This window comes from Streptococcus sp. k-90 (assembly GCF_013277565.1).
Taxonomy (GTDB): domain Bacteria; phylum Bacillota; class Bacilli; order Lactobacillales; family Streptococcaceae; genus Streptococcus.
The window spans coordinates 24,260-45,270 of sequence record NZ_VMNE01000029.1; the positions used below are offsets into that span (position 1 = coordinate 24,260).

The 21,011-nt window shown below is 42.2% G+C and carries 25 protein-coding genes; 15 read left to right on the top strand and 10 right to left on the bottom strand.

Annotation, left to right across the window (positions count from 1 at the left end):
- Window positions 1-4: 4 nt before the first annotated feature.
- Both HT734_RS08620 and HT734_RS08625 read right to left on the bottom strand, forming a co-directional pair.
- On the bottom strand, window positions 5-376 hold the full coding sequence (locus tag HT734_RS08620; protein ID WP_020901044.1) for a DUF956 family protein: 372 nt from the start codon (window positions 374-376) through the stop codon (window positions 5-7).
- 2 nt (window positions 377-378) lie between these two features.
- Window positions 379-1,743, bottom strand: coding sequence for an aspartate kinase (locus HT734_RS08625; protein WP_173277577.1), 1,365 nt, complete (start codon window positions 1,741-1,743; stop codon window positions 379-381).
- 209 nt (window positions 1,744-1,952) lie between these two features.
- Between HT734_RS08625 and HT734_RS08630 the strand changes: the two genes are divergently transcribed.
- From HT734_RS08630 to HT734_RS08690, 13 genes are all read left to right on the top strand, one after another.
- Complete coding sequence (locus tag HT734_RS08630; protein WP_173277579.1) at window positions 1,953-2,738, top strand: enoyl-CoA hydratase; 786 nt, start codon at window positions 1,953-1,955, stop codon at window positions 2,736-2,738.
- A gap of 91 nt (window positions 2,739-2,829) precedes the next feature.
- Entirely contained in the window at window positions 2,830-3,264 is a 435-nt protein-coding gene (locus tag HT734_RS08635; protein WP_000386357.1) for a MarR family transcriptional regulator, read from the top strand.
- Window positions 3,264-4,238, top strand: a complete 975-nt coding sequence (locus HT734_RS08640) for a beta-ketoacyl-ACP synthase III (RefSeq protein WP_061759880.1) — start codon at window positions 3,264-3,266, stop codon at window positions 4,236-4,238. The genes HT734_RS08635 and HT734_RS08640 overlap by 1 nt, the downstream gene beginning before the upstream one ends.
- A 58-nt stretch (window positions 4,239-4,296) precedes the next feature.
- Window positions 4,297-4,521, top strand: coding sequence for an acyl carrier protein (locus HT734_RS08645; protein WP_000257838.1), 225 nt, complete (start codon window positions 4,297-4,299; stop codon window positions 4,519-4,521).
- 116 nt (window positions 4,522-4,637) lie between these two features.
- The gene (fabK, locus tag HT734_RS08650) at window positions 4,638-5,612 is read left to right on the top strand and encodes an enoyl-[acyl-carrier-protein] reductase FabK (RefSeq protein ID WP_173277581.1); all 975 of its coding nucleotides are present in this window, start codon (window positions 4,638-4,640) and stop codon (window positions 5,610-5,612) included.
- A complete protein-coding gene (gene fabD / locus HT734_RS08655) occupies window positions 5,605-6,525 on the top strand; it encodes an ACP S-malonyltransferase (protein WP_173277583.1) in 921 nt (306 codons plus the stop codon). The genes fabK and fabD overlap by 8 nt, the downstream gene beginning before the upstream one ends.
- Before the next feature lie 43 nt (window positions 6,526-6,568).
- Entirely contained in the window at window positions 6,569-7,300 is a 732-nt protein-coding gene (gene fabG / locus HT734_RS08660) for a 3-oxoacyl-[acyl-carrier-protein] reductase (protein WP_153196844.1), read from the top strand.
- Window positions 7,301-7,322: 22 nt separating this feature from the next.
- Window positions 7,323-8,558 carry a beta-ketoacyl-ACP synthase II gene (gene fabF, locus HT734_RS08665; RefSeq protein ID WP_173277585.1) on the top strand — a complete coding sequence of 412 codons (1,236 nt, stop codon included), beginning with the start codon at window positions 7,323-7,325 and terminating at the stop codon, window positions 8,556-8,558.
- A 2-nt stretch (window positions 8,559-8,560) separates the two neighbouring features.
- Complete coding sequence (gene accB, locus HT734_RS08670; protein WP_153196840.1) at window positions 8,561-8,998, top strand: acetyl-CoA carboxylase biotin carboxyl carrier protein; 438 nt, start codon at window positions 8,561-8,563, stop codon at window positions 8,996-8,998.
- Window positions 8,995-9,417 carry a 3-hydroxyacyl-ACP dehydratase FabZ gene (fabZ, locus tag HT734_RS08675; protein ID WP_000565515.1) on the top strand — a complete coding sequence of 141 codons (423 nt, stop codon included), beginning with the start codon at window positions 8,995-8,997 and terminating at the stop codon, window positions 9,415-9,417. Before accB ends, fabZ begins: the two co-directional genes overlap by 4 nt.
- Window positions 9,418-9,428: 11 nt before the next feature.
- Window positions 9,429-10,796, top strand: a complete 1,368-nt coding sequence (accC, locus tag HT734_RS08680) for an acetyl-CoA carboxylase biotin carboxylase subunit (protein ID WP_173277587.1) — start codon at window positions 9,429-9,431, stop codon at window positions 10,794-10,796.
- A gap of 36 nt (window positions 10,797-10,832) precedes the next feature.
- Window positions 10,833-11,699, top strand: a complete 867-nt coding sequence (gene accD, locus HT734_RS08685) for an acetyl-CoA carboxylase, carboxyltransferase subunit beta (protein ID WP_153196836.1) — start codon at window positions 10,833-10,835, stop codon at window positions 11,697-11,699.
- Window positions 11,696-12,463 (top strand): acetyl-CoA carboxylase carboxyl transferase subunit alpha, encoded by a 768-nt coding sequence (locus HT734_RS08690; protein WP_061759872.1) that lies wholly within the window; start codon window positions 11,696-11,698, stop codon window positions 12,461-12,463. Before accD ends, HT734_RS08690 begins: the two co-directional genes overlap by 4 nt.
- Before the next feature lie 261 nt (window positions 12,464-12,724).
- Here the strand turns inward: HT734_RS08690 and nusB are convergent, their stop codons facing one another.
- From nusB to gatC, 6 genes are all read right to left on the bottom strand, one after another.
- Window positions 12,725-13,150 (bottom strand): transcription antitermination factor NusB, encoded by a 426-nt coding sequence (gene nusB, locus HT734_RS08695; protein WP_061759871.1) that lies wholly within the window; start codon window positions 13,148-13,150, stop codon window positions 12,725-12,727.
- Window positions 13,143-13,532 carry an Asp23/Gls24 family envelope stress response protein gene (locus HT734_RS08700; RefSeq protein ID WP_000536307.1) on the bottom strand — a complete coding sequence of 130 codons (390 nt, stop codon included), beginning with the start codon at window positions 13,530-13,532 and terminating at the stop codon, window positions 13,143-13,145. The genes nusB and HT734_RS08700 overlap by 8 nt, the downstream gene beginning before the upstream one ends.
- Before the next feature lie 21 nt (window positions 13,533-13,553).
- Complete coding sequence (efp, locus tag HT734_RS08705; RefSeq protein WP_061759870.1) at window positions 13,554-14,114, bottom strand: elongation factor P; 561 nt, start codon at window positions 14,112-14,114, stop codon at window positions 13,554-13,556.
- Between the two features lie 131 nt (window positions 14,115-14,245).
- Entirely contained in the window at window positions 14,246-15,688 is a 1,443-nt protein-coding gene (gene gatB / locus HT734_RS08710) for an Asp-tRNA(Asn)/Glu-tRNA(Gln) amidotransferase subunit GatB (protein WP_061759869.1), read from the bottom strand.
- Window positions 15,688-17,154 carry an Asp-tRNA(Asn)/Glu-tRNA(Gln) amidotransferase subunit GatA gene (gatA, locus tag HT734_RS08715; protein ID WP_173277589.1) on the bottom strand — a complete coding sequence of 489 codons (1,467 nt, stop codon included), beginning with the start codon at window positions 17,152-17,154 and terminating at the stop codon, window positions 15,688-15,690. Before gatA ends, gatB begins: the two co-directional genes overlap by 1 nt.
- On the bottom strand, window positions 17,154-17,456 hold the full coding sequence (gene gatC / locus HT734_RS08720) for an Asp-tRNA(Asn)/Glu-tRNA(Gln) amidotransferase subunit GatC (protein WP_000705419.1): 303 nt from the start codon (window positions 17,454-17,456) through the stop codon (window positions 17,154-17,156). The genes gatA and gatC overlap by 1 nt, the downstream gene beginning before the upstream one ends.
- Before the next feature lie 293 nt (window positions 17,457-17,749).
- On the opposite strand from gatC, the gene HT734_RS09535 reads away from it, so the two are divergent.
- Entirely contained in the window at window positions 17,750-17,824 is a 75-nt protein-coding gene (locus HT734_RS09535; protein ID WP_232610068.1) for a hypothetical protein, read from the top strand.
- Between the two features lie 246 nt (window positions 17,825-18,070).
- Here the strand turns inward: HT734_RS09535 and HT734_RS08725 are convergent, their stop codons facing one another.
- The gene (locus HT734_RS08725; protein WP_001127466.1) at window positions 18,071-18,316 is read right to left on the bottom strand and encodes a DUF4160 domain-containing protein; all 246 of its coding nucleotides are present in this window, start codon (window positions 18,314-18,316) and stop codon (window positions 18,071-18,073) included.
- Window positions 18,309-18,560 carry a hypothetical protein gene (locus HT734_RS08730; RefSeq protein WP_000471833.1) on the bottom strand — a complete coding sequence of 84 codons (252 nt, stop codon included), beginning with the start codon at window positions 18,558-18,560 and terminating at the stop codon, window positions 18,309-18,311. The genes HT734_RS08725 and HT734_RS08730 overlap by 8 nt, the downstream gene beginning before the upstream one ends.
- A gap of 234 nt (window positions 18,561-18,794) precedes the next feature.
- On the opposite strand from HT734_RS08730, the gene HT734_RS08735 reads away from it, so the two are divergent.
- Window positions 18,795-20,339, top strand: coding sequence for a peptide chain release factor 3 (locus HT734_RS08735; protein WP_061759866.1), 1,545 nt, complete (start codon window positions 18,795-18,797; stop codon window positions 20,337-20,339).
- The last annotated feature ends 672 nt before the right edge of the window (window positions 20,340-21,011 follow it).

The window sequence follows — 21,011 nt, forward strand, 5'->3', positions numbered from 1 at the left end:
GTTTCTACTTTTTTGCAAATAGATTTTTAAATTTTTGACTAATGGTCTGAATCAGGGTCGGAAGTTTGACGACCTTGTCATTCCCCAGTTTTTCGCGTGCAATTTTGAGAATAGCACCTGAGTCTTTTGAAGCAAAGAGGAATTTTCCTTTGTCTGTAAAGACTTCGAAGTGGCGACTGATTTTGCGACCAGTGACATTGGCTCCAATCTGGTTGATATGGCTCCAAGGAATCTGGATAAATTGTTCGACATTGACATCTGGGTAAAATTCAAGAGCCTGATCACCGACAAGAAATTTCCCAACTTTCCCAGCTATAGAGAGGTAGGAGGTGCCTGTTGTATTGAGAAGCACTGTTTTGTTAAGTGATTGAGCCATGCTTAGTCTTCCTTACTTTCACCGAAAAAGGCATTGTAGAGGGCTTTAATAGCTGCTTTCTCTTGGTCCTTATGGACAACAAACATAATAGATACTTCACTAGAACCTTGAGACATCATCTGGATGTTGATCTTATTTTCAGATAGAGCACGTGTCGCAGTAGCAGTTACTCCTATATGACTCTTCATCTTTTCACCAACAATCATAATGATTGAAAGGTCGTGCTCGATTTCTGCATGGTCTACTTCAGCCTTTTGAATCAACTGACGAAGGATTTCTTCTTCCTTGATAGGAGTTAGTTCGCGAGAACGGAGGATGATTGAAAGATCGTCGATACCTGTTGGCATATGTTCCCAACCGATGTTAAGATCTTCAAGGATTTGTAGAACCTTGCGTCCGAATCCAACCTCACGGTTCATGAGGTATTTCGACATGTTGATGCTGACAAAGTCAGAATCACCGGCAATTCCCACTACTGGAAATTCATCACTACTGTGTTTTAGAACGATACGGGTACCTGGATGGTCAGGATTGTTGGTATTCTTGATAACCAGAGGAATTTTTCCACGGTAGGCAGGAAGAAGTGCCTCGTCATGAAGAACTGAGAATCCTGCATAGGCCAACTCGCGCATTTCACGGTAGGTTAGCTCCGGAATAGAGTGTGGTTGGTGGATAATTCCTGGGTGAGCTGCAAAGATACCATCAACATCCGTAAAGTTTTCATAGAGATCAGCTTTTACACCTGCAGCAATGATAGAACCTGTAATGTCTGAGCCTCCACGTGAGAAGGTACAGATTTGATTTTCCTTGGTAACTCCAAAGAAACCAGGAATGACAAGGACCTCATTTGCATTTGTCAATTCTTCAATCTTGTCATAACTTGATGGAACGATGCGAGCGTTGCCCGGCTCACTTGTGACCACAATCCCAGCTTCTCTAGGGTGAACATAGCGTGCATCGATACCGTTTTGGTTAAAGTAGGCAGCAATCAATTTGGCATTGTTGTTTTCACCGGCTGCTAGGAAAGTATCGTAGAGAAATTCGTTTTCTTCGATAGGAAGACTTGCCAAGGCACGAATACTTTTTGAAATTTTCTCTAGAACAGCTGGCTTCAGTCCTAGTTCACTAACCATGGCAGCATAGCGGTCGATAATCCAGTTTTGGCTCTTGCTAATATCGTTACCAGCAACATAGTCGCGGTAGTATTTAATCAAGGCATCCGTAACTTTAGTATCTTCAGCATTGCGTTTACCAGGCGCAGAAACAACTACAAAACGGCGTTCAGGATCGCTTTTTACGATGTTTAAAACTTTTTCTAATTGACTAGCAGAGGCAAGGGAGCTACCTCCGAATTTAACAACTTTCATAAGAACTCCTAAAGTAAGTATTTTATACGATTATAGCAGAAAGAAAACCTTTTTTCAATGAAGAAAATGAGATGCTTTCTATGATAAAGCGAGTCTTCTTAATCGGCTGAGACACTTTCAGCCGATTTTTTCTTGCTTTCAAGTTGTAAAAAAGATATACTTCGATAATGAAATAATTTAAACTGCTTATAAAATGAAAAGGAGTCCCGATGGAACACATTATTTATCAGCTTGAAGAGAACTTGGCAATCCTTACCTTGAATCGTCCTGAGGTCGCAAATGGTTTTCATATTCCTATGTGTGAGGAGATTTTAGAAGTTCTAACTTTGGCAGAAGAGAATCCAGCTGTACATTTTATCTTGATTAATGCGAATGGTAAAGTCTTTTCAGTTGGGGGAGATTTAGTAGAGATGAAGCGGGCAGTGGATGAGGATGATATTCCATCATTGACTAAAATCGCAGAATTGGTCAATACTATTTCTTATAAAATCAAGCAAATAGGAAAACCTGTTTTAATGGAAATTGACGGGGCTGTTGCAGGTGCTGCGGCAAATATGGCTGTTGCGGCAGATTTCTGTCTAGCGACCGATAAGGCTAAATTTATCCAAGCCTTTGTCGGAGTCGGTTTGGCTCCAGATGCAGGAGGAATTCATCTCTTGAGCCGAAGTATTGGTGTGACGCGTGCTGTTCAACTAGCTATGACAGGAGAGGCTTTGACTGCTGATAAAGCTCTGGATTGGGGTCTTGTTTACCGTGTATGTGAAGTTGACAAACTAGAAAAGACCAGAGAACAGCTTCTTAAAAAATTAAGACGTGGCTCAGCTAATTCCTATGCTGCCATCAAGAAGTTGGTTTGGGAGAGTCAATTTAAAGATTGGCAAGATTATGCTGCTTTAGAATTGAAGCTACAGGAATCCTTGGCCAAAACAGAGGATTTCAAAGAAGGAGTTCGGGCTCATTCGGAGAGAAGAAGACCGAAATTTACTGGAAAATAAGAAAATACTTGCACTGTTCTTTGAAGTTTGATATAATTTTTTTGTCAAATGTTTTGATTGTGAAAGTTTTTTGAAAAGGAGGGAAAAGAGATTGGACTACCAACGAATTAATGAATATTTAACATCTATATTTAACAATGTCCTCGTCATCGAGGAAGTTAGCTTGAGGGGTAGTCGTTTCAAGGATATCTCCATCAAAGAAGTCCATACAATCGATGTAATTGGAAAATTCCCAGACGTGACACCAAGTCAAGTGTCAAAAGAGTTGATGGTGACTCTTGGGACTGTTACGACGAGTTTAAATAATCTCGAACGTAAGGGGTACATTGAACGTATTCGCTCAGAGCAGGATCGTCGTGTGGTGCATCTGCATTTGACAAAGAAGGGTCGCTTGGTTCATAGACTACATAAACGCTTCCATAAGGCCATGGTCGAAAATATTATCGACGGTATGAGCAAGGAAGAAACTGAGGTTATGGGCAAAGGTTTGACGAAACTTTATCAATTTTTGGAGGATTTGAAATAATGGCTTTTGCAAAAATAAGCCAGGTTGCTCATTATGTGCCAGAGCAAGTGGTTACAAATCATGATTTGGCCCAGATTATGGATACCAATGATGAGTGGATTTCAAGTCGGACGGGAATACGACAAAGGCATATTTCAAGAACAGAATCTACCAGTGATTTGGCTACAGAGGTTGCTAAGAAACTAATGGAAAAAGCTGGAATCACAGGGAAAGAACTGGATTTTATCATCCTAGCTACCATTACTCCAGATTCGATGATGCCCTCTACGGCTGCTCGTGTTCAAGCTAATATTGGTGCTAATAAGGCCTTTGCTTTTGACCTAACAGCGGCTTGCAGTGGATTTGTATTTGCTCTTTCAACTGCTGAAAAGTTTATCGCTTCTGGTCGCTTTCAAAAAGGCTTGGTGATTGGCAGTGAGACTCTTTCTAAAGCAGTCGATTGGTCGGACCGATCAACAGCTGTTTTGTTCGGAGATGGTGCTGGTGGTATCTTGCTAGAAGCTAGCGATAAGCAACATTTCCTAGCGGAGAGTCTCAATAGTGATGGTTCACGAAGCGAGTGTCTGACCTATGGACATTCAGGCTTGCATTCTCCGTTTTCAGATCAAGAAAGCGCAGATTCATTTTTGAAGATGGATGGACGCGCAGTCTTTGATTTTGCCATTCGAGATGTAGCCAAGTCTATCAAACAGACCATTGAAGAATCTCCTGTAGAGGCGACAGACTTGGATTATCTGCTACTTCATCAAGCCAATGACCGTATCTTGGATAAGATGGCTAGGAAAATCGGTGTCGACCGAGACAAACTTCCAGCCAATATGATGGAATATGGCAATACCAGTGCAGCAAGTATCCCGATTTTACTTTCAGAGTGTGTAGAACAAGGACTAATCCGTTTAGATGGTAGCCAGACTGTTCTGCTATCAGGCTTCGGTGGAGGCTTGACCTGGGGCACGCTCATTCTTACAATTTAGGTAATCATGTGGTGAACACATTGTTATAAAAAACTATTTATTTTAAAGGAGTCCTATCATGGCAGTATTTGAAAAAGTACAAGAAATTATCGTTGAAGAACTTGGAAAAGACGCATCAGAAGTAACACTTGAATCAACTTTTGATGATTTGGATGCAGATTCATTGGATTTGTTCCAAGTAATCTCAGAAATCGAAGATGCTTTTGATATCCAAATCGAAGCAGAAGATGACTTGAAAACAGTTGGTGACTTGGTTGCCTACGTTGAAGAGCAAACAAAATAAACAGAATATAGATAGAAGGAGTAGGGAAACCCGCTCCCTCTTGTTTAGGCAATAGTTTGATTTTCAAATTATGACGGTATCGAACTATTACTTAAGCAAGAAACGATGGAGGCACTATGAAAACGCGTATTACAGAATTATTGAATATTGATTATCCTATTTTCCAAGGAGGAATGGCCTGGGTTGCTGATGGTGATTTAGCAGGGGCTGTTTCCAAGGCCGGAGGACTAGGAATTATCGGTGGGGGGAATGCCCCTAAAGAAATTGTCAAGGCAAATATTGATAAAATCAAGTCATTGACGGATAAACCCTTTGGTGTCAACATTATGCTCTTGTCTCCCTTTGTGGAAGATATTGTAGACCTCGTTATCGAGGAAGGGGTGAAGGTAGTGACAACAGGCGCAGGAAATCCTGGTAAATACATGGCACGCTTCCATGAAGCAGGTATTACGGTTATTCCTGTTGTACCAAGTGTTGCCCTAGCTAAACGCATGGAAAAAATCGGTGCGGACGCTGTTATTGCAGAAGGAATGGAAGCTGGGGGGCATATCGGGAAATTAACAACCACGACCTTGGTGCGTCAGGTTGCTGCTGCTGTATCTATTCCTGTTATTGCTGCAGGAGGGATTGCAGATGGTGAAGGTGCTGCGGCTGGCTTTATGCTAGGTGCAGAGGCTGTTCAGGTTGGAACGCGTTTTGTCGTTGCAAAAGAGTCTAATGCCCATCCAAATTATAAGGCGAAAATTTTAAAAGCTAGAGATATTGATACTACGATTTCAGCCCAGCACTTTGGGCATGCAGTTCGTGCGATTAAAAATCAGTTGACTCGTGATTTTGAAAAAGCTGAGAAAGATGCCTTTAAACAAGAAAATCCTGATTTGGAAATCTTTGAACAAATGGGAGCAGGTGCCCTAGCCAAAGCGGTTGTTCACGGAGATGTGGATGGCGGATCTGTTATGGCAGGTCAGATTGCAGGGCTTGTTTCCAAGGAAGAAACAGCAGAAGAAATCCTAAAAGATTTGTACTACGGAGCAGCTAAGAAAATTCAAGAAGAAGCCTCTCGTTGGGCAGGAGTTGTAAGAAATGACTAAAACAGCCTTTTTATTTGCTGGCCAAGGTGCCCAGTATCTAGGTATGGGCCGTGATCTCTATGATCACTATCCTATTGTTAAGGAAACAATTGATCAAGCTAGTCAGGTACTTGCTTACGATTTGCGTCATCTCATTGATAGGGAAGAAGAAAAACTCAATCAGACTCGCTATACGCAACCAGCTATTTTAGCAACTTCAGTTGCTATTTACCGATTATTGCAAGAAAAGGGCTATCAGCCTGATATGGTTGCTGGTTTGTCTCTTGGAGAATACTCTGCCTTGGTGGCCAGCGGTGCCTTGGATTTTGAAGAAGCGGTTGCTTTGGTAGCTAAGCGTGGAGCCTATATGGAAGAAGCAGCCCCTGCCGGCTCTGGCAAGATGGTGGCAGTTCTCAATACGCCAGTAGAGGTCATTGAAGAAGCTTGTAAAAAGGCTTCTGAACTTGGAGTGGTTACCCCAGCCAACTATAATACACCTGCACAAATCGTGATTGGTGGAGAAGTGGTAGCAGTTGATCGAGCTGTTGAACTCTTGCAGGAAGCAGGTGCCAAACGCTTGATTCCTCTCAAGGTTTCAGGACCCTTTCATACTGCTCTCCTTGAGCCTGCTAGTCAGAAACTAGCTGAAACTCTAGCTCAGGTAAGTTTTTCAGATTTTATTTGTCCCCTAGTCGGCAATACAGAAGCAACTGTTATGCAAAAAGAAGATATTGCTCAACTCTTGACGCGTCAAGTCAAGGAACCCGTGCGTTTCTATGAAAGTATTGCAGTTATGCAAGAAGCAGGCGTAACCAACTTTATCGAGATTGGACCGGGGAAAGCTTTATCAGGCTTTGTCAAAAAAATTGATAAAACGGCTAAACTAGCTAATGTTGAAGATCAGGCTAGCTTGGAAGCCTTGCTAGAAAACTAGTAATCCCTTCTCCCATAAATACAAGAGGAAACAGGAGAAAAGAATGCAACTAAAAAATAAAAATATCTTTATTACAGGTTCTAGTCGTGGAATTGGTCTTGCTATTGCCCACAAGTTTGCTCAGGCAGGAGCCAATATCGTCTTAAACAGTCGTGGGGCAATCTCTGAGGACTTGCTTGCCGAGTTTGCAGACTATAGTGTCAAGGTAGTTCCCATTTCAGGAGATGTGTCAGATTTTGCAGACGCTAAGTGTATGATTGAGCAAGCTATTGCAGACCTGGGTTCAGTAGATGTTTTGGTTAACAATGCAGGAATTACCCAAGATACCCTGATGCTCAAGATGACAGAAGAAGATTTTGAAAAAGTGCTCAAGGTTAACCTGACTGGCGCCTTTAACATGACACAATCAGTCTTGAAACCGATGATGAAAGCCAGAAAAGGTGCTATCATTAATATGTCTAGTGTTGTTGGTTTGATGGGAAATATCGGTCAAGCTAACTATGCTGCTTCTAAGGCTGGTTTGATTGGTTTTACCAAGTCTGTAGCGCGTGAAGTGGCCAATCGCAATATCAGGGTTAATGCTATTGCACCTGGAATGATTGAGTCCGATATGACAGCTGTTCTATCAGACAAGGTAAAAGATGCCATGCTGGCGCAAATTCCTATGAAAGAATTTGGGCAGGCAGAGCAGGTTGCAGATTTAACAGTATTTTTAGCAGGCCAAGATTATCTAACTGGTCAAGTGGTTGCCATTGATGGTGGCTTAAGTATGTAGCAGAAGCTAGAGGTGAAAAAAGATGAAACTAAATCGCGTAGTAGTAACAGGTTATGGAGTAACATCTCCAATCGGAAATACACCAGAAGAATTTTGGAATAGTTTGACAACTGGGAAAATTGGAATTGGTCAAATTACGAAATTTGATCATAGTGACTTTGATGTGCATAATGCGGCAGAAATCCAAGATTTTCCTTTTGATAAATACTTTGTAAAAAAAGATACCAATCGTTTTGATAACTATTCTTTGTACGCCTTGTATGCAGCCCAAGAAGCTGTTAATCATGCAGGTCTTGATGTAGAGGCTATTGACAAGGATCGTTTTGGTGTTATCGTGGCCTCTGGTATTGGTGGAATCAAGGAAATTGAAGATCAAGTGCTTCGCCTAAATGACAAAGGACCAAAACGTGTGAAACCATTGACCCTTCCAAAAGCCTTGCCAAATATGGCTTCAGGAAATGTTGCTATGCGTTTTGGAGCAAACGGTGTTTGTAAATCTATCAATACTGCCTGTGCTTCATCAAATGATGCGATTGGGGATGCCTTCCGCTCCATTAAGTTTGGTTTCCAAGATGTTATGTTGGTAGGTGGTTCAGAAGCCTCTATCACACCTTTTGCTATCGCTGGTTTCCAAGCCCTAACAGCTCTCTCTACTACAGAGGATCCAGCTCGCGCTTCTATTCCATTTGATAAGGACCGTAATGGTTTTGTTATGGGAGAAGGTTCAGGGATGTTGGTTCTTGAAAGCCTTGAACACGCCGAAAAACGTGGGGCAACCATCCTTGCAGAAGTGGTTGGTTACGGAAATACCTGTGATGCCTACCACATGACTTCTCCTCATCCAGAAGGTCAGGGTGCTATCAAGGCCATCAAATTAGCCTTGGAAGAAGCGGAAATTTCTCCAGAGCAAGTAGCCTATGTCAATGCTCACGGAACATCAACTCCGGCTAATGAAAAAGGAGAAAGTGGTGCGATCGTAGCTGTTCTTGGTAAGGAAGTCCCTGTATCATCAACTAAGTCTTTCACAGGACATTTGCTGGGCGCTGCAGGTGCAGTAGAAGCTATCGTTACCATTGAAGCTATGCGTCATAACTTTGTACCAATGACAGCTGGAACAAGTGAAGTATCAGATTATATCGAAGCCAATGTCGTTTATGGACAAGGCTTGGAGCAAGAAATTCCATACGCTATTTCAAATACCTTTGGTTTTGGTGGCCACAATGCAGTTCTTGCTTTCAAACGTTGGGAGAATAAATAAGTATGAATTTAAACGATATTAAGGACTTGATGGCTCAATTTGACCAGTCAAGTTTGAGAGAGTTTTCTTATAAGAATGGGACGGATGAATTGCAGTTTAGCAAGAATGAAGCTAGATTGGTGTCTGAAGTTTCACCTCAAGTTGCTCCAGCAGAAACTGTAGTGGAAGAAGTTCCTGCTCCAGCTGAAGCAAATGTGGCTGCTGAGGGAGATGTTGTAGAGAGCCCACTTGTTGGGGTGGCTTACTTGGCTGCTGGTCCAGATAAACCTGCCTTCGTTTCAGTTGGTGATAGTGTCAAAAAAGGTCAAACATTGGTCATTATCGAAGCCATGAAAGTCATGAATGAAATCCCAGCTCCTAAGGATGGTGTGGTAACGGAAATTCTCGTTTCTAACGAAGAAATGGTTGAATTTGGTAAAGGATTGGTACGTATCAAATGATCGATATTCAAGGAATCAAAGAAGCCCTTCCACACCGTTATCCTATGCTACTAGTAGATCGTGTGTTGGAAGTGAGCGAGGATACCATTGTTGCCATCAAAAATGTGACCATTAACGAGCCTTTCTTTAACGGCCATTTTCCTCAATACCCTGTCATGCCAGGTGTTCTGATTATGGAAGCATTAGCGCAAACAGCTGGTGTCTTGGAGTTGTCAAAACCTGAAAATAAGGGGAAACTGGTCTTTTACGCTGGTATGGACAAGGTTAAATTCAAGAAGCAAGTTGTACCAGGTGACCAATTGGTTATGACAGCAACGTTTGTAAAACGTCGTGGCACAATTGCTGTGGTTGAAGCAAAGGCTGAAGTGGATGGCAAGCTTGCAGCTAGTGGTACTCTTACCTTTGCAATAGGGAACTAAGGAGGTTCTCCATGTTTCGAAAAATCTTAATTGCCAATCGTGGTGAAATTGCGGTTCGTATTATCCGTGCGGCGCGTGAATTGGGCATTTCGACGGTGGCGGTTTATTCAACTGCTGATAAGGAAGCCCTGCATACGCTTTTGGCAGATGAAGCAGTTTGTATCGGTCCTGGTAAGGCAACTGAGTCTTATCTCAATATTAATGCGGTTCTATCAGCTGCAGTCTTGACTGAGGCAGAAGCCATTCACCCAGGTTTTGGATTTCTCAGCGAAAATTCCAAATTTGCGACCATGTGTGAAGAAGTTGGTATCAAGTTTATCGGTCCATCTGGTCATGTTATGGATATGATGGGGGATAAGATCAATGCGCGCGCTCAGATGATTAAAGCAGGCGTGCCTGTTATACCAGGTTCAGATGGAGAAGTGCATAACTCTGAAGAAGCCTTGATTGTTGCTGAAAAAATTGGCTATCCTGTGATGCTCAAGGCTTCAGCAGGTGGTGGTGGTAAAGGGATTCGTAAGGTTGAAAAGCCAGAAGACCTCGTTTCAGCCTTTGAGACTGCCTCTAGCGAAGCCAAGGCCAATTATGGCAATGGTGCTATGTATATAGAACGGGTTATCTATCCAGCTCGTCACATCGAGGTTCAAATCCTAGGAGATGAGCATGGACATGTGATTCACTTGGGGGAACGGGATTGTTCTCTTCAACGGAATAACCAAAAGGTTTTGGAAGAAAGTCCTTCAATTGCAATCGGAAAAACGCTGCGTCATGAAATCGGTGCTGCGGCTGTTCGAGCGGCAGAGTCTGTTGGCTATGAGAATGCAGGGACCATTGAGTTTCTTCTTGATGAATCCAGTGGCAAATTCTACTTCATGGAAATGAATACACGTGTTCAGGTGGAACATCCAGTAACAGAGTTTGTTTCAGGTGTGGATATCGTTAAGGAACAGATTCGCATTGCAGCAGGTCAACCTCTGTCTGTTAAGCAAGAAGATATTGTTCTACGAGGTCATGCTATTGAATGTCGTATCAATGCTGAAAATCCAGCCTTCAACTTTGCTCCAAGTCCAGGTAAGATTACCAATCTCTATCTTCCAAGCGGAGGTGTTGGCTTGCGCGTGGATTCAGCAGTTTATCCAGGCTATACCATTCCCCCCTATTATGATAGTATGATTGCCAAAATCATCGTTCACGGTGAAAATCGTTTTGATGCCTTGATGAAAATGCAACGTGCCCTCTACGAACTAGAGATAGAGGGGGTGCAGACCAATGCAGATTTCCAGCTTGACCTCATTTCAGATCGCAATGTCATTGCTGGAGATTACGATACTTCCTTCTTGATGGAAACTTTCTTACCCAAATATCAAGAAAAAGAATAAAATGACTTCAAGAGTTTAAACCGAAAAGGGGAATCAATGGCTCTATTTAGTAAAAAAGATAAGTATATTCGAATCAATCCCAATCGTTCGGTTAGGGAAAAGCCTCAAGCCAAGCCAGAGGTTCCAGATGAATTATTCTCCCAGTGTCCAGGCTGCAAGCATACCATCTATCAGAAGGATCTGGGAAGTGAGCGTATCTGTCCACATTGTAGCTATACCTTTCGTATTTCTGCCCAAGAACGCTTGGCTTTGACGATTGATATGGGAACCTTCAAGGAATTGTTTACAGGGATTGAAAGCAAGGATCCCTTGCATTTCCCTGATTATCAAAAGAAACTAGCAGCTATGCGTGAAAAAACTGGTCTGGATGAAGCTGTTGTGACAGGAACTGCTCTTATTAAAGGTCAGACTGTGACTCTTGGGATTATGGATTCCAACTTTATCATGGCTTCTATGGGTACGGTTGTAGGGGAGAAAATCACTCGCTTGTTTGAGTATGCGACGGTTGAAAAGTTGCCAGTTGTCCTCTTTACAGCCTCTGGTGGAGCCCGTATGCAGGAAGGAATCATGAGTCTCATGCAAATGGCTAAGATCTCTGCAGCAGTTAAGCGCCATTCAAATTCTGGTCTCTTTTACCTGACCATTCTGACAGATCCAACGACAGGTGGTGTAACAGCTTCTTTCGCTATGGAAGGGGATATTATTCTAGCAGAACCACAGAGCTTGGTCGGTTTTGCTGGGCGTCGTGTGATTGAAAATACGGTTCGTGAAAGCTTGCCTGAGGATTTCCAAAAGGCAGAATTCCTATTGGAGCATGGATTTGTGGATGCTATTGTTAAAAGAAGAGACTTGCCAGATACGATTGCTAGTCTAGTCAGATTGCACGGAGGGAGTCCTAGATGAATATTGCAAAAATAGTCAGAGAAGCGCGTGAGCAGAGTCGCTTGACAACCTTGGACTTTGCGACAGGCATTTTTGATGAATTTATCCAATTACACGGTGACCGTTCTTTTCGTGACGATGGTGCAGTTGTTGGTGGTATTGGCTGGCTTGGAGATCAAGCTGTAACAGTAGTTGGTATCCAAAAAGGCAAGAGCTTACAAGACAACCTCAAACGGAATTTTGGACAACCACATCCAGAAGGTTACCGCAAGGCCCTACGTTTGATGAAACAGGCTGAAAAATTTGGCCGTCCAGTTGTGACCTTTATCAATACAGCAGGTGCCTATCCTGGTGTCGGAGCGGAAGAACGTGGTCAAGGTGAAGCTATTGCTCGCAATCTCATGGAAATGAGTGACCTGAAAGTTCCTATTATCGCCATCATTATCGGTGAAGGTGGTTCAGGTGGGGCTTTGGCTCTAGCAGTCGCGGACCGTGTCTGGATGCTGGAAAATTCCATCTATGCCATTCTCAGTCCAGAAGGCTTTGCTTCCATTCTATGGAAGGACGGCACTCGTGCCATGGAAGCAGCAGAACTGATGAAAATCACCTCACATGAACTGTTAGAAATGGACGTGGTGGATAAGGTGATTTCTGAAGCAGAACTTTCTAGCAAAGAACTGATTAAAAGTGTCAAAAAAGAACTACAAGACGAGCTAGCCATGCTTTCACAAAAACCTCTAGAAGAGTTGTTGGAAGTGCGCTATCAACGGTTTAGAAAATACTAATACTCTTCGAAAATCTCTTCAAACCACGTCAGCTTCGCCTAGTCGTATATATGTTACTGACTTCGTCAGTTCTATCCATAACCTCAAAACCGTGTTTTGAGGTTATGGATAGCTTCCTAGTTTGCTCTTTGATTTTCATTGAGTATAATTCTTTAGAATACGCAAAAACTAGAACTGGAAGTCAGTTCTAGTTTTTATGTGCTTCTTACTCTATATCAAGAGAAAGTCAAAAGGTGCTTGGAAGACCAAACACCTTTTCGATTATTCATTTTCTTCAGTTACAAATTGACTAAGCAGTCCGTTGATAAAGCGGGCTGATTTTTGATCTGAAAAATTCTTAGCGAGTTCAATGGCTTCATTGACTGCTACCAGCTGAGGTGTATCAAATGATGTGATTTCAAAGATTCCTAAGCGTAGTAAGTTTTTTTCGACCAAGGTCAAGCGTTCAACTGTCCAGCCTGACTTGAGGTGCTGGTTGATTTGGTTATCCAACTCGTCTTTTTGAGCTTGAACACCAGAAACCAAATTCAGAAGAAAGGCAGGGATTTGCACATCTGCATCTTCACGGTCATGTGTGTAGGCAAAGTGACAAGCCGTTTCCATATCTGTACCGAATTCAAGACTCATAAGAGCTTGAAAAGCGCATTTACGAAGTTCGCGTCTAGATTCTAATAATGGACTAGTCATTGAGGAAGTCCTCGTTAAATAGATCTTTCAACTCTGGTTTAGGTGTTTTGTCTGGAACAATTCCTGTAACATGGATATTGACAGCAGAAAGTTCCACATCAGCCATATCATGGACAGCATCTTTGACCGCTTTTTGAATAGCAAGAGCAACTTTTGGTACTTTCACACCGTACTCAAGGTAGAGGTAGATGTCAGCAGTTAGTTCTTCGTTGCTTTCTTTTAAGTAGACGCCACGACCAAGAGAGAGTTTTGATAGGGTATCAGATACGGATTTATTTGAAAATGAGTGAACACCATCAACTTTAGCAGTTGCGATGGCAATGATTTTTTCAAGTACACGTGGAGCGATAACGATTTCGCCAAATTGTTCTTCAGTTCCCATAGAATGACCTCTTTCTAGAGATTAGGCACGAGAAACGTAAGTTCCTTCTGCAGTGTTGATGATCAATTTTTGTCCAGCTTCGATGAAGTCTGGAACGTTGACAACAAGTCCAGTTTCCATAGTTGCTGGTTTACCAGAACCTGTAACAGTAGCACCTTTGATAGATGGTTGTGTTTCAGCAACTGTCAATTCAACAGTAGTTGGTACAGTTACACCGATTACTTCAGTTCCGTAGAATTGGATTTTCACATCAGAGTTTTCAAGGATGTAAAGCAATTCATTTTCAACATTTACGACTGGGATTTCGTATTGGTCGTAAGTTTCAGTGTTCATGAAGTAGGCAGTTTCATCCATTTTGTACAAGTATTGAGCTGGAATAGTCTCGATAATAGCTTGTTCGAATTTTTCTTCTGGACGGTAGCTTGTGTCAAAAGTAGAACCAGTACGGACATCACGCAATTTCATACGCATGATCGTGTTTCCTTTACCTGGTTTGTGGTGGCTAGCTTCCAAAACGCGGATCAATTTTCCGTCTGCAGTTTCAAATGTCATACCAGCTTTCAATTTGCTTGCTTCAATCATGTTTTTACCTCTTTAATAAATATTATTACTCCTCATTTTACCATAAAATCTTCTGGAAATAAAGCCAAAATAGTTATTGGGATTTGGTAGGAGCGAAAAAAACCAACCTCAGGGCTGGTTTCTTTTACATATTAATCTTCTTTCAACTTCGCTAATTCTTGAGCAAGAAGTTGAAGGGCAACTTGTGGGTTGGCTTGGCCTTTGGTTGCTTTCATCAGGAAGCCTGTGAAGGCCTTGTCTGCGTTACGTTTACCTGACTTGAAGTCGGCAACTGCGGCTTCGTTATCCGCAAAGACTTGGTGGATAATTGGAATCAAGACAGCTGGATCTGAGATTTGGACCATGCCTGCTTTTTCCACGTATTCACGCGCTCCACCGCCATTTTTCGCCAGGTGGACAAAGACTTTCTTAGCAATCTTAGAAGAGATAGTGCCGTCTTCGATGATGGCAATCATTTCAACCAAGTTTTCTGGTGTCAATTCGATTTGTTCCAGTGTCTTGCCTTCAGCGTTCAAGAACTGAGCAACCTCACCTTGGAGCCAGTTAGAGACTTGTTTAGCATCGCCACCGAGAGCAACAGCTTTTTCAAAGAAATCAGAAGTGACTTTGTTCGCAGTTAACTGACTAGCATCATAGTCTGACAAGCCAAGGTCAGATACATAACGCGCACGGCGTTCTTTTGGAAACTCTGGCAACTCTGTACGCATTTCTTCGATCCACTCATCTGAAATTTCAAAGATAGGTAGGTCAGGTTCTGGGAAGTAGCGGTAGTCAGCAGCGCCTTCCTTAACACGCATGAGGATAGTTGTCTTGTTGGCTTCATCGTAACGGCGTGTTTCTTGGCGGATTTGACCACCTGAGCGTAGGATTTCAGCCTGACGTTGGACTTCGTATTCAAGACCCTTGCGAACATTTGAGAAGGAATTCAAGTTCTTCAACTCAGTCTTGGTACCGAATTTCTCTTGACCATAAGGACGAAGGGAGATGTTAGCATCCACACGCATAGAACCTTCTTCCATCTTAACGTCAGAAATACCAGCGTACTGGATAACTTCCTTGAGGGCTGTCAGATAAGCGTAGGCTTCTTCTGGCGAACGCATGTCAGCCTCAGATACGATCTCAATCAATGGAACACCTTGGCGGTTGAGGTCAACATAAGAGTAGCCATCTGTACCGTGGGTGTTTTTACCAGCGTCTTCCTCTAGGTGGGCGCGTTCGATACCGATTTTCTTGGTCGTACCGTCTTCTAGCTCAACTTCAATCCATCCATTGTAACCAATTGGCTCATCAAATTGAGAAATTTGGTAGGCTTTGGGATTATCAGGATAGAAGTAGTTCTTGCGGTCAAAGTGCATCTTTTTATGGATGTCCATGTTGAGGGCAAGAGCTGCCTTGATACCGGCATCAACAACACCTTTATTGAGAACTGGCAGAACTCCTGGGAAGGACCAGTCAATCACGTTAGTGTTGGCATTTTGGTCATTTCCAAAGTGGGCAGAAGTAGGTGAGAAGATTTTTGAATTGGTGTTGAGCTCTACGTGGACTTCAAGTCCAATGACTGTTTCAAAGTTCATTAGTTGTCACCTCCAAAAATCACGGGTTGTTGTTTGTGGTAGTCTGTTGTTGCTTCAAAGGCAGCAGCAGCTTGGTAAATGGTTTCCTCAGAGTACTTAGGACCAATCAATTGGAGTCCGACAGGGAGACCTTGAGAGAATCCAGCAGGAATCGAAATCCCTGGAAGACCAGCTAAGTTAACTGGGATGGTCAAGAGGTCAGCTAAGTACATGGCAACTGGGTCGTGGTTGAGAGAATTTAAGTCATAGGCAACGCTTGGAGCAGTTGGACCCAAAATCAAGTCGTAATCCGCAAAGACTTTTTCGAAATCTTGGATGATGAGGGTACGAACCTGTCCAGCTTTCTTGTAGTAAGCATCATAGTAACCTGATGAAAGACTGAAAGTACCAAGCATGATACGGCGTTTAACCTCTTCACCGAATCCTTGGCTACGGCTATTTACATAGATTTCATCAAGGTTTGTCGCATCCTCTGCACGGTAGCCATAACGAATACCGTCAAAGCGTTGCAAGTTTGATGAAGCTTCAGATGAAGCGATAATGTAGTATACTGCCACACCATATTTAGAGTGAGGGAGGCTGACTTCTTCAACGATAGCGCCAAGTTTTTCAAAGTGCTTAGCAGCATTTAGAATAGTTTCCTTAACCTCTGGGGCAATCCCTTCACCAAGGTATTCCTTAGGCAAAGCGATTTTCATGCCCTTGACGTCTTGACCGATTTTTGAAGTAAAGTCGGCAATGCGGACAGGAGCAGAAGTAGAGTCTTTATCATCTTCGCTGGCAATAGCATTGAGCAAGAGGGCATTTTCCTTAACAGTTGGTGCAAAAGGTCCAATCTGGTCTAATGAGCTACCGAAGGCAATGAGACCGAAACGAGAAACCGTTCCGTAGGTTGGTTTGAGACCAACGATCCCGTTGAAGGCAGCAGGTTGGCGGATAGAACCACCCGTATCAGAACCAAGTGACAAGCGGACTTGTCCAGAAGCTACAGCTGCGGCAGAACCACTTGATGAACCACCAGGCACCTTGCTGTGGTCCCAAGCATTTTTAGTAGCGCCGTAGTGGGAAGTCTCACCTGAACCACCCATGGCAAATTCGTCCATATTGGTCTTTCCAACGACAATCATGCCTTTAGCCTTTGCATTGGCAACCGCAGTCGCATCAAAGATAGGCTCGTAGTTGTAGAGCATTTTTGAGGCAGCAGTTGTGAGAATACCGTCTGTAGAGATATTATCCTTAACAGCAAGTGGAATTCCTGAAAGGACATTATCAGCGTCAATTCCAGCTTCATCAATGGCTTTAGCTTGAGCAAGAGCTTGCTCTTCAGCGATGGTAACGAAAGCGTTGATAGCTGTCTCGCGAGACTTGATATCTTCAAGAGTAGCTTGTGTCAATTCAGTTGCAGAAATTTCCTTAGAGACAAGGAGATTGTGCAAGTCTTCAATGGTTTTATGGTTAAAAGTCATTAGGCATCTCCTCCATCGTCTAGGATAGCTGGCACCTTGATATAGTAGTTATCTTTTTCAGGTACGTTTTTAAACAGGCGGTCACGGTCTGTTCCTTCTTCAGCCACATCAGGGCGGAGTACGGTCTTACGGTCAGCCATGGTCGTAGTAGGTGCGACACCAGTTGTGTCAACTTCGCCCAGCAATTCAACCATGTCAACAATTTTAGACAAAGTTGTCGCAAAGGCAGCAGTTTCTTCTTCAGAGAATCTTAATTTTGAAAGATTGGCAACGTGTGTTACCTCTTCTTGCGTAATTTTCATCTTGCATCCTTTCGTGAAATGATGATTTTTAGTCTGTTCTATTTTACCATATTTTCCTATAAATAAGGGAGGGAAAGATGAAAAAAGACAGGTATAGGATGGAGAACGGGTTTTGATGATGATTTATTTGAAAAGCGGATTTCAAAGGGGAAAATATATGGTACAATAGTTTAACAGAGAAGTGAAGACGGTGGTTACGAAATCGAAAGGATGGTGATGCTTATGTGCAGAACCTGTAAAATCTTAGTAGAAAGGAGTAACCAGATTTGTCCCCTTTTGAGGTTTTGACACTCATGTTTGTAGCTGGTAACTTTGTTATCACGCTCCTAAAGTTCATCCTTGAATTGGTAAAAGAGACAAAAAAATAGCCGTCCAAACTTTGGCGAGTTAACGAGCTATTTTTTAGTTATGTAATTACAGCCACCGTCTTAAACGGATCTGTGGGGTGTTGTTGTCGCAACACCTTTTTCTATATTTATTGTAACATTTATTTGAAAAATTGCAAGGGGAGTAGGATGGTTAGTACCTAAGTGGGGCAATAGTTGAATAGTAGGCATTAAAATTGCTAGATAGTTTTTGTTTGTTGTTGATTAGCAAACTAAGATTCTTTGATTTTAGTATGCACTCTTTTGGTATTCATTCCATAAAGCCTGAAGTTCAACTGCATTTTCTAAGACATATTGCCTTATCATTTTTAGGTCTTTTGCTTTTGCTTTACCATCTCTCAGTTCACCGTTCAGAAACATTGAGCCGACTTCTTCTCCGTGGATATAAAAGTGAATATGCGCTTTTTGACCTTTATGGTTATGTTCGTTAGGACGGATTTCAATACCATACTTTAAGAAAGAATATTTAGGCATGTAGTAATCCCACGTAGTCCTTCCATGTTTCAAGGTAGTTATCGCGATTTAACTCAATTTGCTTTTGAGCAAAACGAATATCATAGTCTGCCAAGTCCAAATTTTCCAATACTTCTCCAGTTAGAATACTAAAGGTTCCGATTAATTCATCGTCATCATACATACGCAAAATAGGGTTGCTTGGATTCTTGTAAATATCATCTTTCGTCACTTCTAAATTGGTTACACCAAATTCTTTGAACATGATTACATCTCCTTTTTGTTTTATTATATCATTTTTGCTAGAATTGTCACGGTTTTCGATCTATTTGACTACAAGGAATAGCTTTTATTCAAGTATAGTCTAACATAAAATAGAAATTGAAAAAAATGCTAAAATCCGATATAATGGAGTGTTGAAAGGAATGGTAAAATCCAATGTAGAAATCATTCTTAGCTATTGAAACAAGAAAAATAGAGAATCAAAGAAAGAGAACTTATGAATATTCAAGAAGAAATTAAGAAACGTCGTACCTTTGCTATCATCTCCCACCCTGACGCGGGGAAAACAACCATCACTGAGCAGTTGCTCTACTTTGGGGGCGAGATTCGTGAGGCTGGTACTGTAAAAGGAAAGAAAACAGGGACTTTTGCCAAGTCTGACTGGATGGATATCGAGAAACAACGTGGGATTTCCGTTACTTCATCTGTTATGCAGTTTGACTACGATGGCAAGCGCGTGAATATCCTAGACACGCCAGGGCACGAGGACTTCTCAGAAGATACCTATCGTACCTTGATGGCGGTGGATGCTGCGGTCATGGTGGTGGATTCTGCCAAGGGTATTGAGGCTCAAACCAAAAAGTTGTTTGAAGTTGTCAAACACCGTGGCATTCCAGTTTTTACCTTTATGAACAAGCTAGACCGTGACGGTCGTGAGCCACTGGACCTCTTGCAAGAATTAGAAGAAGTCTTGGGTATTGCTAGCTACCCGATGAACTGGCCAATCGGGATGGGGAAAGCCTTTGAAGGGTTATATGACCTCTATAACCAACGCTTGGAGCTCTATAAAGGGGATGAGCGTTTTGCCAGTTTAGAAGATGGGGACAAGCTTTTTGGTAGCAATCCTTTCTACGAGCAAGTCAAGGATGACATTGAGCTTTTAAATGAAGCTGGGAATGAATTTTCAGAGGAAGCTATTCTGGCTGGAGAATTGACACCTGTCTTCTTCGGTTCGGCTTTGACTAACTTTGGTGTGCAGACTTTCTTAGAAACCTTCCTCAAGTTTGCTCCAGAACCACATGGACACAAGAAAACAGACGGTGAAATTGTGGATCCTTACGACAAGGATTTCTCAGGATTTGTCTTTAAAATCCAAGCCAACATGGATCCTCGTCACCGTGACCGTATCGCCTTTGTCCGTATCGTGTCAGGTGAATTTGAGCGTGGTATGAGTGTCAACCTACCTCGTACTGGTAAGGGTGCCAAGCTGTCCAATGTTACACAGTTTATGGCTGAAAGTCGTGAGAATGTGACCAATGCCGTGGCAGGTGATATTATCGGGGTTTACGATACCGGTACTTATCAGGTTGGGGATACTTTGACAGTTGGGAAAAATAAGTTTGAATTTGAACCACTGCCAACCTTTACACCTGAGATTTTTATGAAAGTTTCTGCTAGGAATGTCATGAAACAAAAATCCTTCCACAAGGGGATTGAACAATTGGTGCAAGAAGGAGCCATCCAGCTTTACAAGAATTACCAAACAGGCGAGTACATGCTGGGAGCTGTTGGTCAACTCCAGTTTGAAGTCTTTAAGCACCGTATGGAAGGTGAGTATAATGCGGAAGTAGTTATGAGCCCAATGGGTAAAAAGACCGTTCGTTGGATCAAGCCTGAGGACTTGGATGAACGGATGTCATCAAGTCGCAATATCTTGGCCAAAGACCGCTTTGACCAACCAGTCTTTCTCTTTGAAAACGACTTTGCCCTCCGTTGGTTTGCGGACAAGTATCCAGACGTAGAGTTAGAGGAAAAAATGTAGATCGCCAAAGTTACTTGATTGTGTAACAATCTAAGTAACTAACGCCAAGTTTCTATGGAACTTGGCTAGGCGCTCCACTAGTAAAGTTTTACGAATAATATCGATTCGTAAAACTTTACGTCGTAACGGGTAGTGAGTGGTCTAGCTAACTGCCTCACTAACTGAGTTTTACAAATGGAATCGATTTATAAAACTCAGTGTCGTAATCTAATAATCGGTAACCGCTATGGCGGTCTACCTAAACGCTTCACTAGGAAAAATCCACGAATATTATCGATCCGTGGATTTTTCCGTCGTAACTTGTAGTGAGTGGTCTAGCTAACTGCTTTACTAACTACGTTTGGCAAATGGAATCGATTTGCCAAACTCCGTGTCCTAGTGTAACAATCGGTAAGTGATATGTCATTTGAGCTATCCCTCATTATTAGAATAAGTCCATGAATGTTATTGTTCGTGGGCTTTTTCATCGGAATTTTAGATAGTTAGAGTGGCTGTTTTTCTTACTAAAACTTGGTAAAATAATGTTCTTCTCAACTTTCAGTGGTAGTTCAGCAAAGTTCTTTTTATAAGATAAGAATTTCAGTAACTAAGGAGACTAATCAAAAAATTAAGTTTGGAATAGGATGTATCATTTATACTCAATGAAAATCAAAGAGCAAACTAGGAAACTAG

Coding starts and splice junctions, on each gene's coding strand:
- efp (WP_061759870.1), bottom strand. CDS start 14,114: ATGATTGAAGCAAGCAAATTGAAAGCTGGTATGACATTTGAAACTGCA.
- fabK (WP_173277581.1), top strand. CDS start 4,638: ATGAAAACGCGTATTACAGAATTATTGAATATTGATTATCCTATTTTC.
- HT734_RS08725 (WP_001127466.1), bottom strand. CDS start 18,316: ATGCCTAAATATTCTTTCTTAAAGTATGGTATTGAAATCCGTCCTAAC.
- HT734_RS08630 (WP_173277579.1), top strand. CDS start 1,953: ATGGAACACATTATTTATCAGCTTGAAGAGAACTTGGCAATCCTTACC.
- HT734_RS08690 (WP_061759872.1), top strand. CDS start 11,696: ATGAATATTGCAAAAATAGTCAGAGAAGCGCGTGAGCAGAGTCGCTTG.
- HT734_RS08700 (WP_000536307.1), bottom strand. CDS start 13,532: ATGGGAACTGAAGAACAATTTGGCGAAATCGTTATCGCTCCACGTGTA.
- HT734_RS08730 (WP_000471833.1), bottom strand. CDS start 18,560: ATGTTCAAAGAATTTGGTGTAACCAATTTAGAAGTGACGAAAGATGAT.
- accB (WP_153196840.1), top strand. CDS start 8,561: ATGAATTTAAACGATATTAAGGACTTGATGGCTCAATTTGACCAGTCA.
- HT734_RS08640 (WP_061759880.1), top strand. CDS start 3,264: ATGGCTTTTGCAAAAATAAGCCAGGTTGCTCATTATGTGCCAGAGCAA.
- gatB (WP_061759869.1), bottom strand. CDS start 15,688: ATGAACTTTGAAACAGTCATTGGACTTGAAGTCCACGTAGAGCTCAAC.
- accD (WP_153196836.1), top strand. CDS start 10,833: ATGGCTCTATTTAGTAAAAAAGATAAGTATATTCGAATCAATCCCAAT.
- HT734_RS08645 (WP_000257838.1), top strand. CDS start 4,297: ATGGCAGTATTTGAAAAAGTACAAGAAATTATCGTTGAAGAACTTGGA.
- fabZ (WP_000565515.1), top strand. CDS start 8,995: ATGATCGATATTCAAGGAATCAAAGAAGCCCTTCCACACCGTTATCCT.
- HT734_RS08735 (WP_061759866.1), top strand. CDS start 18,795: ATGAATATTCAAGAAGAAATTAAGAAACGTCGTACCTTTGCTATCATC.
- gatC (WP_000705419.1), bottom strand. CDS start 17,456: ATGAAAATTACGCAAGAAGAGGTAACACACGTTGCCAATCTTTCAAAA.
- HT734_RS08620 (WP_020901044.1), bottom strand. CDS start 376: ATGGCTCAATCACTTAACAAAACAGTGCTTCTCAATACAACAGGCACC.
- fabF (WP_173277585.1), top strand. CDS start 7,323: ATGAAACTAAATCGCGTAGTAGTAACAGGTTATGGAGTAACATCTCCA.
- HT734_RS08625 (WP_173277577.1), bottom strand. CDS start 1,743: ATGAAAGTTGTTAAATTCGGAGGTAGCTCCCTTGCCTCTGCTAGTCAA.
- accC (WP_173277587.1), top strand. CDS start 9,429: ATGTTTCGAAAAATCTTAATTGCCAATCGTGGTGAAATTGCGGTTCGT.
- fabD (WP_173277583.1), top strand. CDS start 5,605: ATGACTAAAACAGCCTTTTTATTTGCTGGCCAAGGTGCCCAGTATCTA.
- fabG (WP_153196844.1), top strand. CDS start 6,569: ATGCAACTAAAAAATAAAAATATCTTTATTACAGGTTCTAGTCGTGGA.
- nusB (WP_061759871.1), bottom strand. CDS start 13,150: ATGACTAGTCCATTATTAGAATCTAGACGCGAACTTCGTAAATGCGCT.
- gatA (WP_173277589.1), bottom strand. CDS start 17,154: ATGACTTTTAACCATAAAACCATTGAAGACTTGCACAATCTCCTTGTC.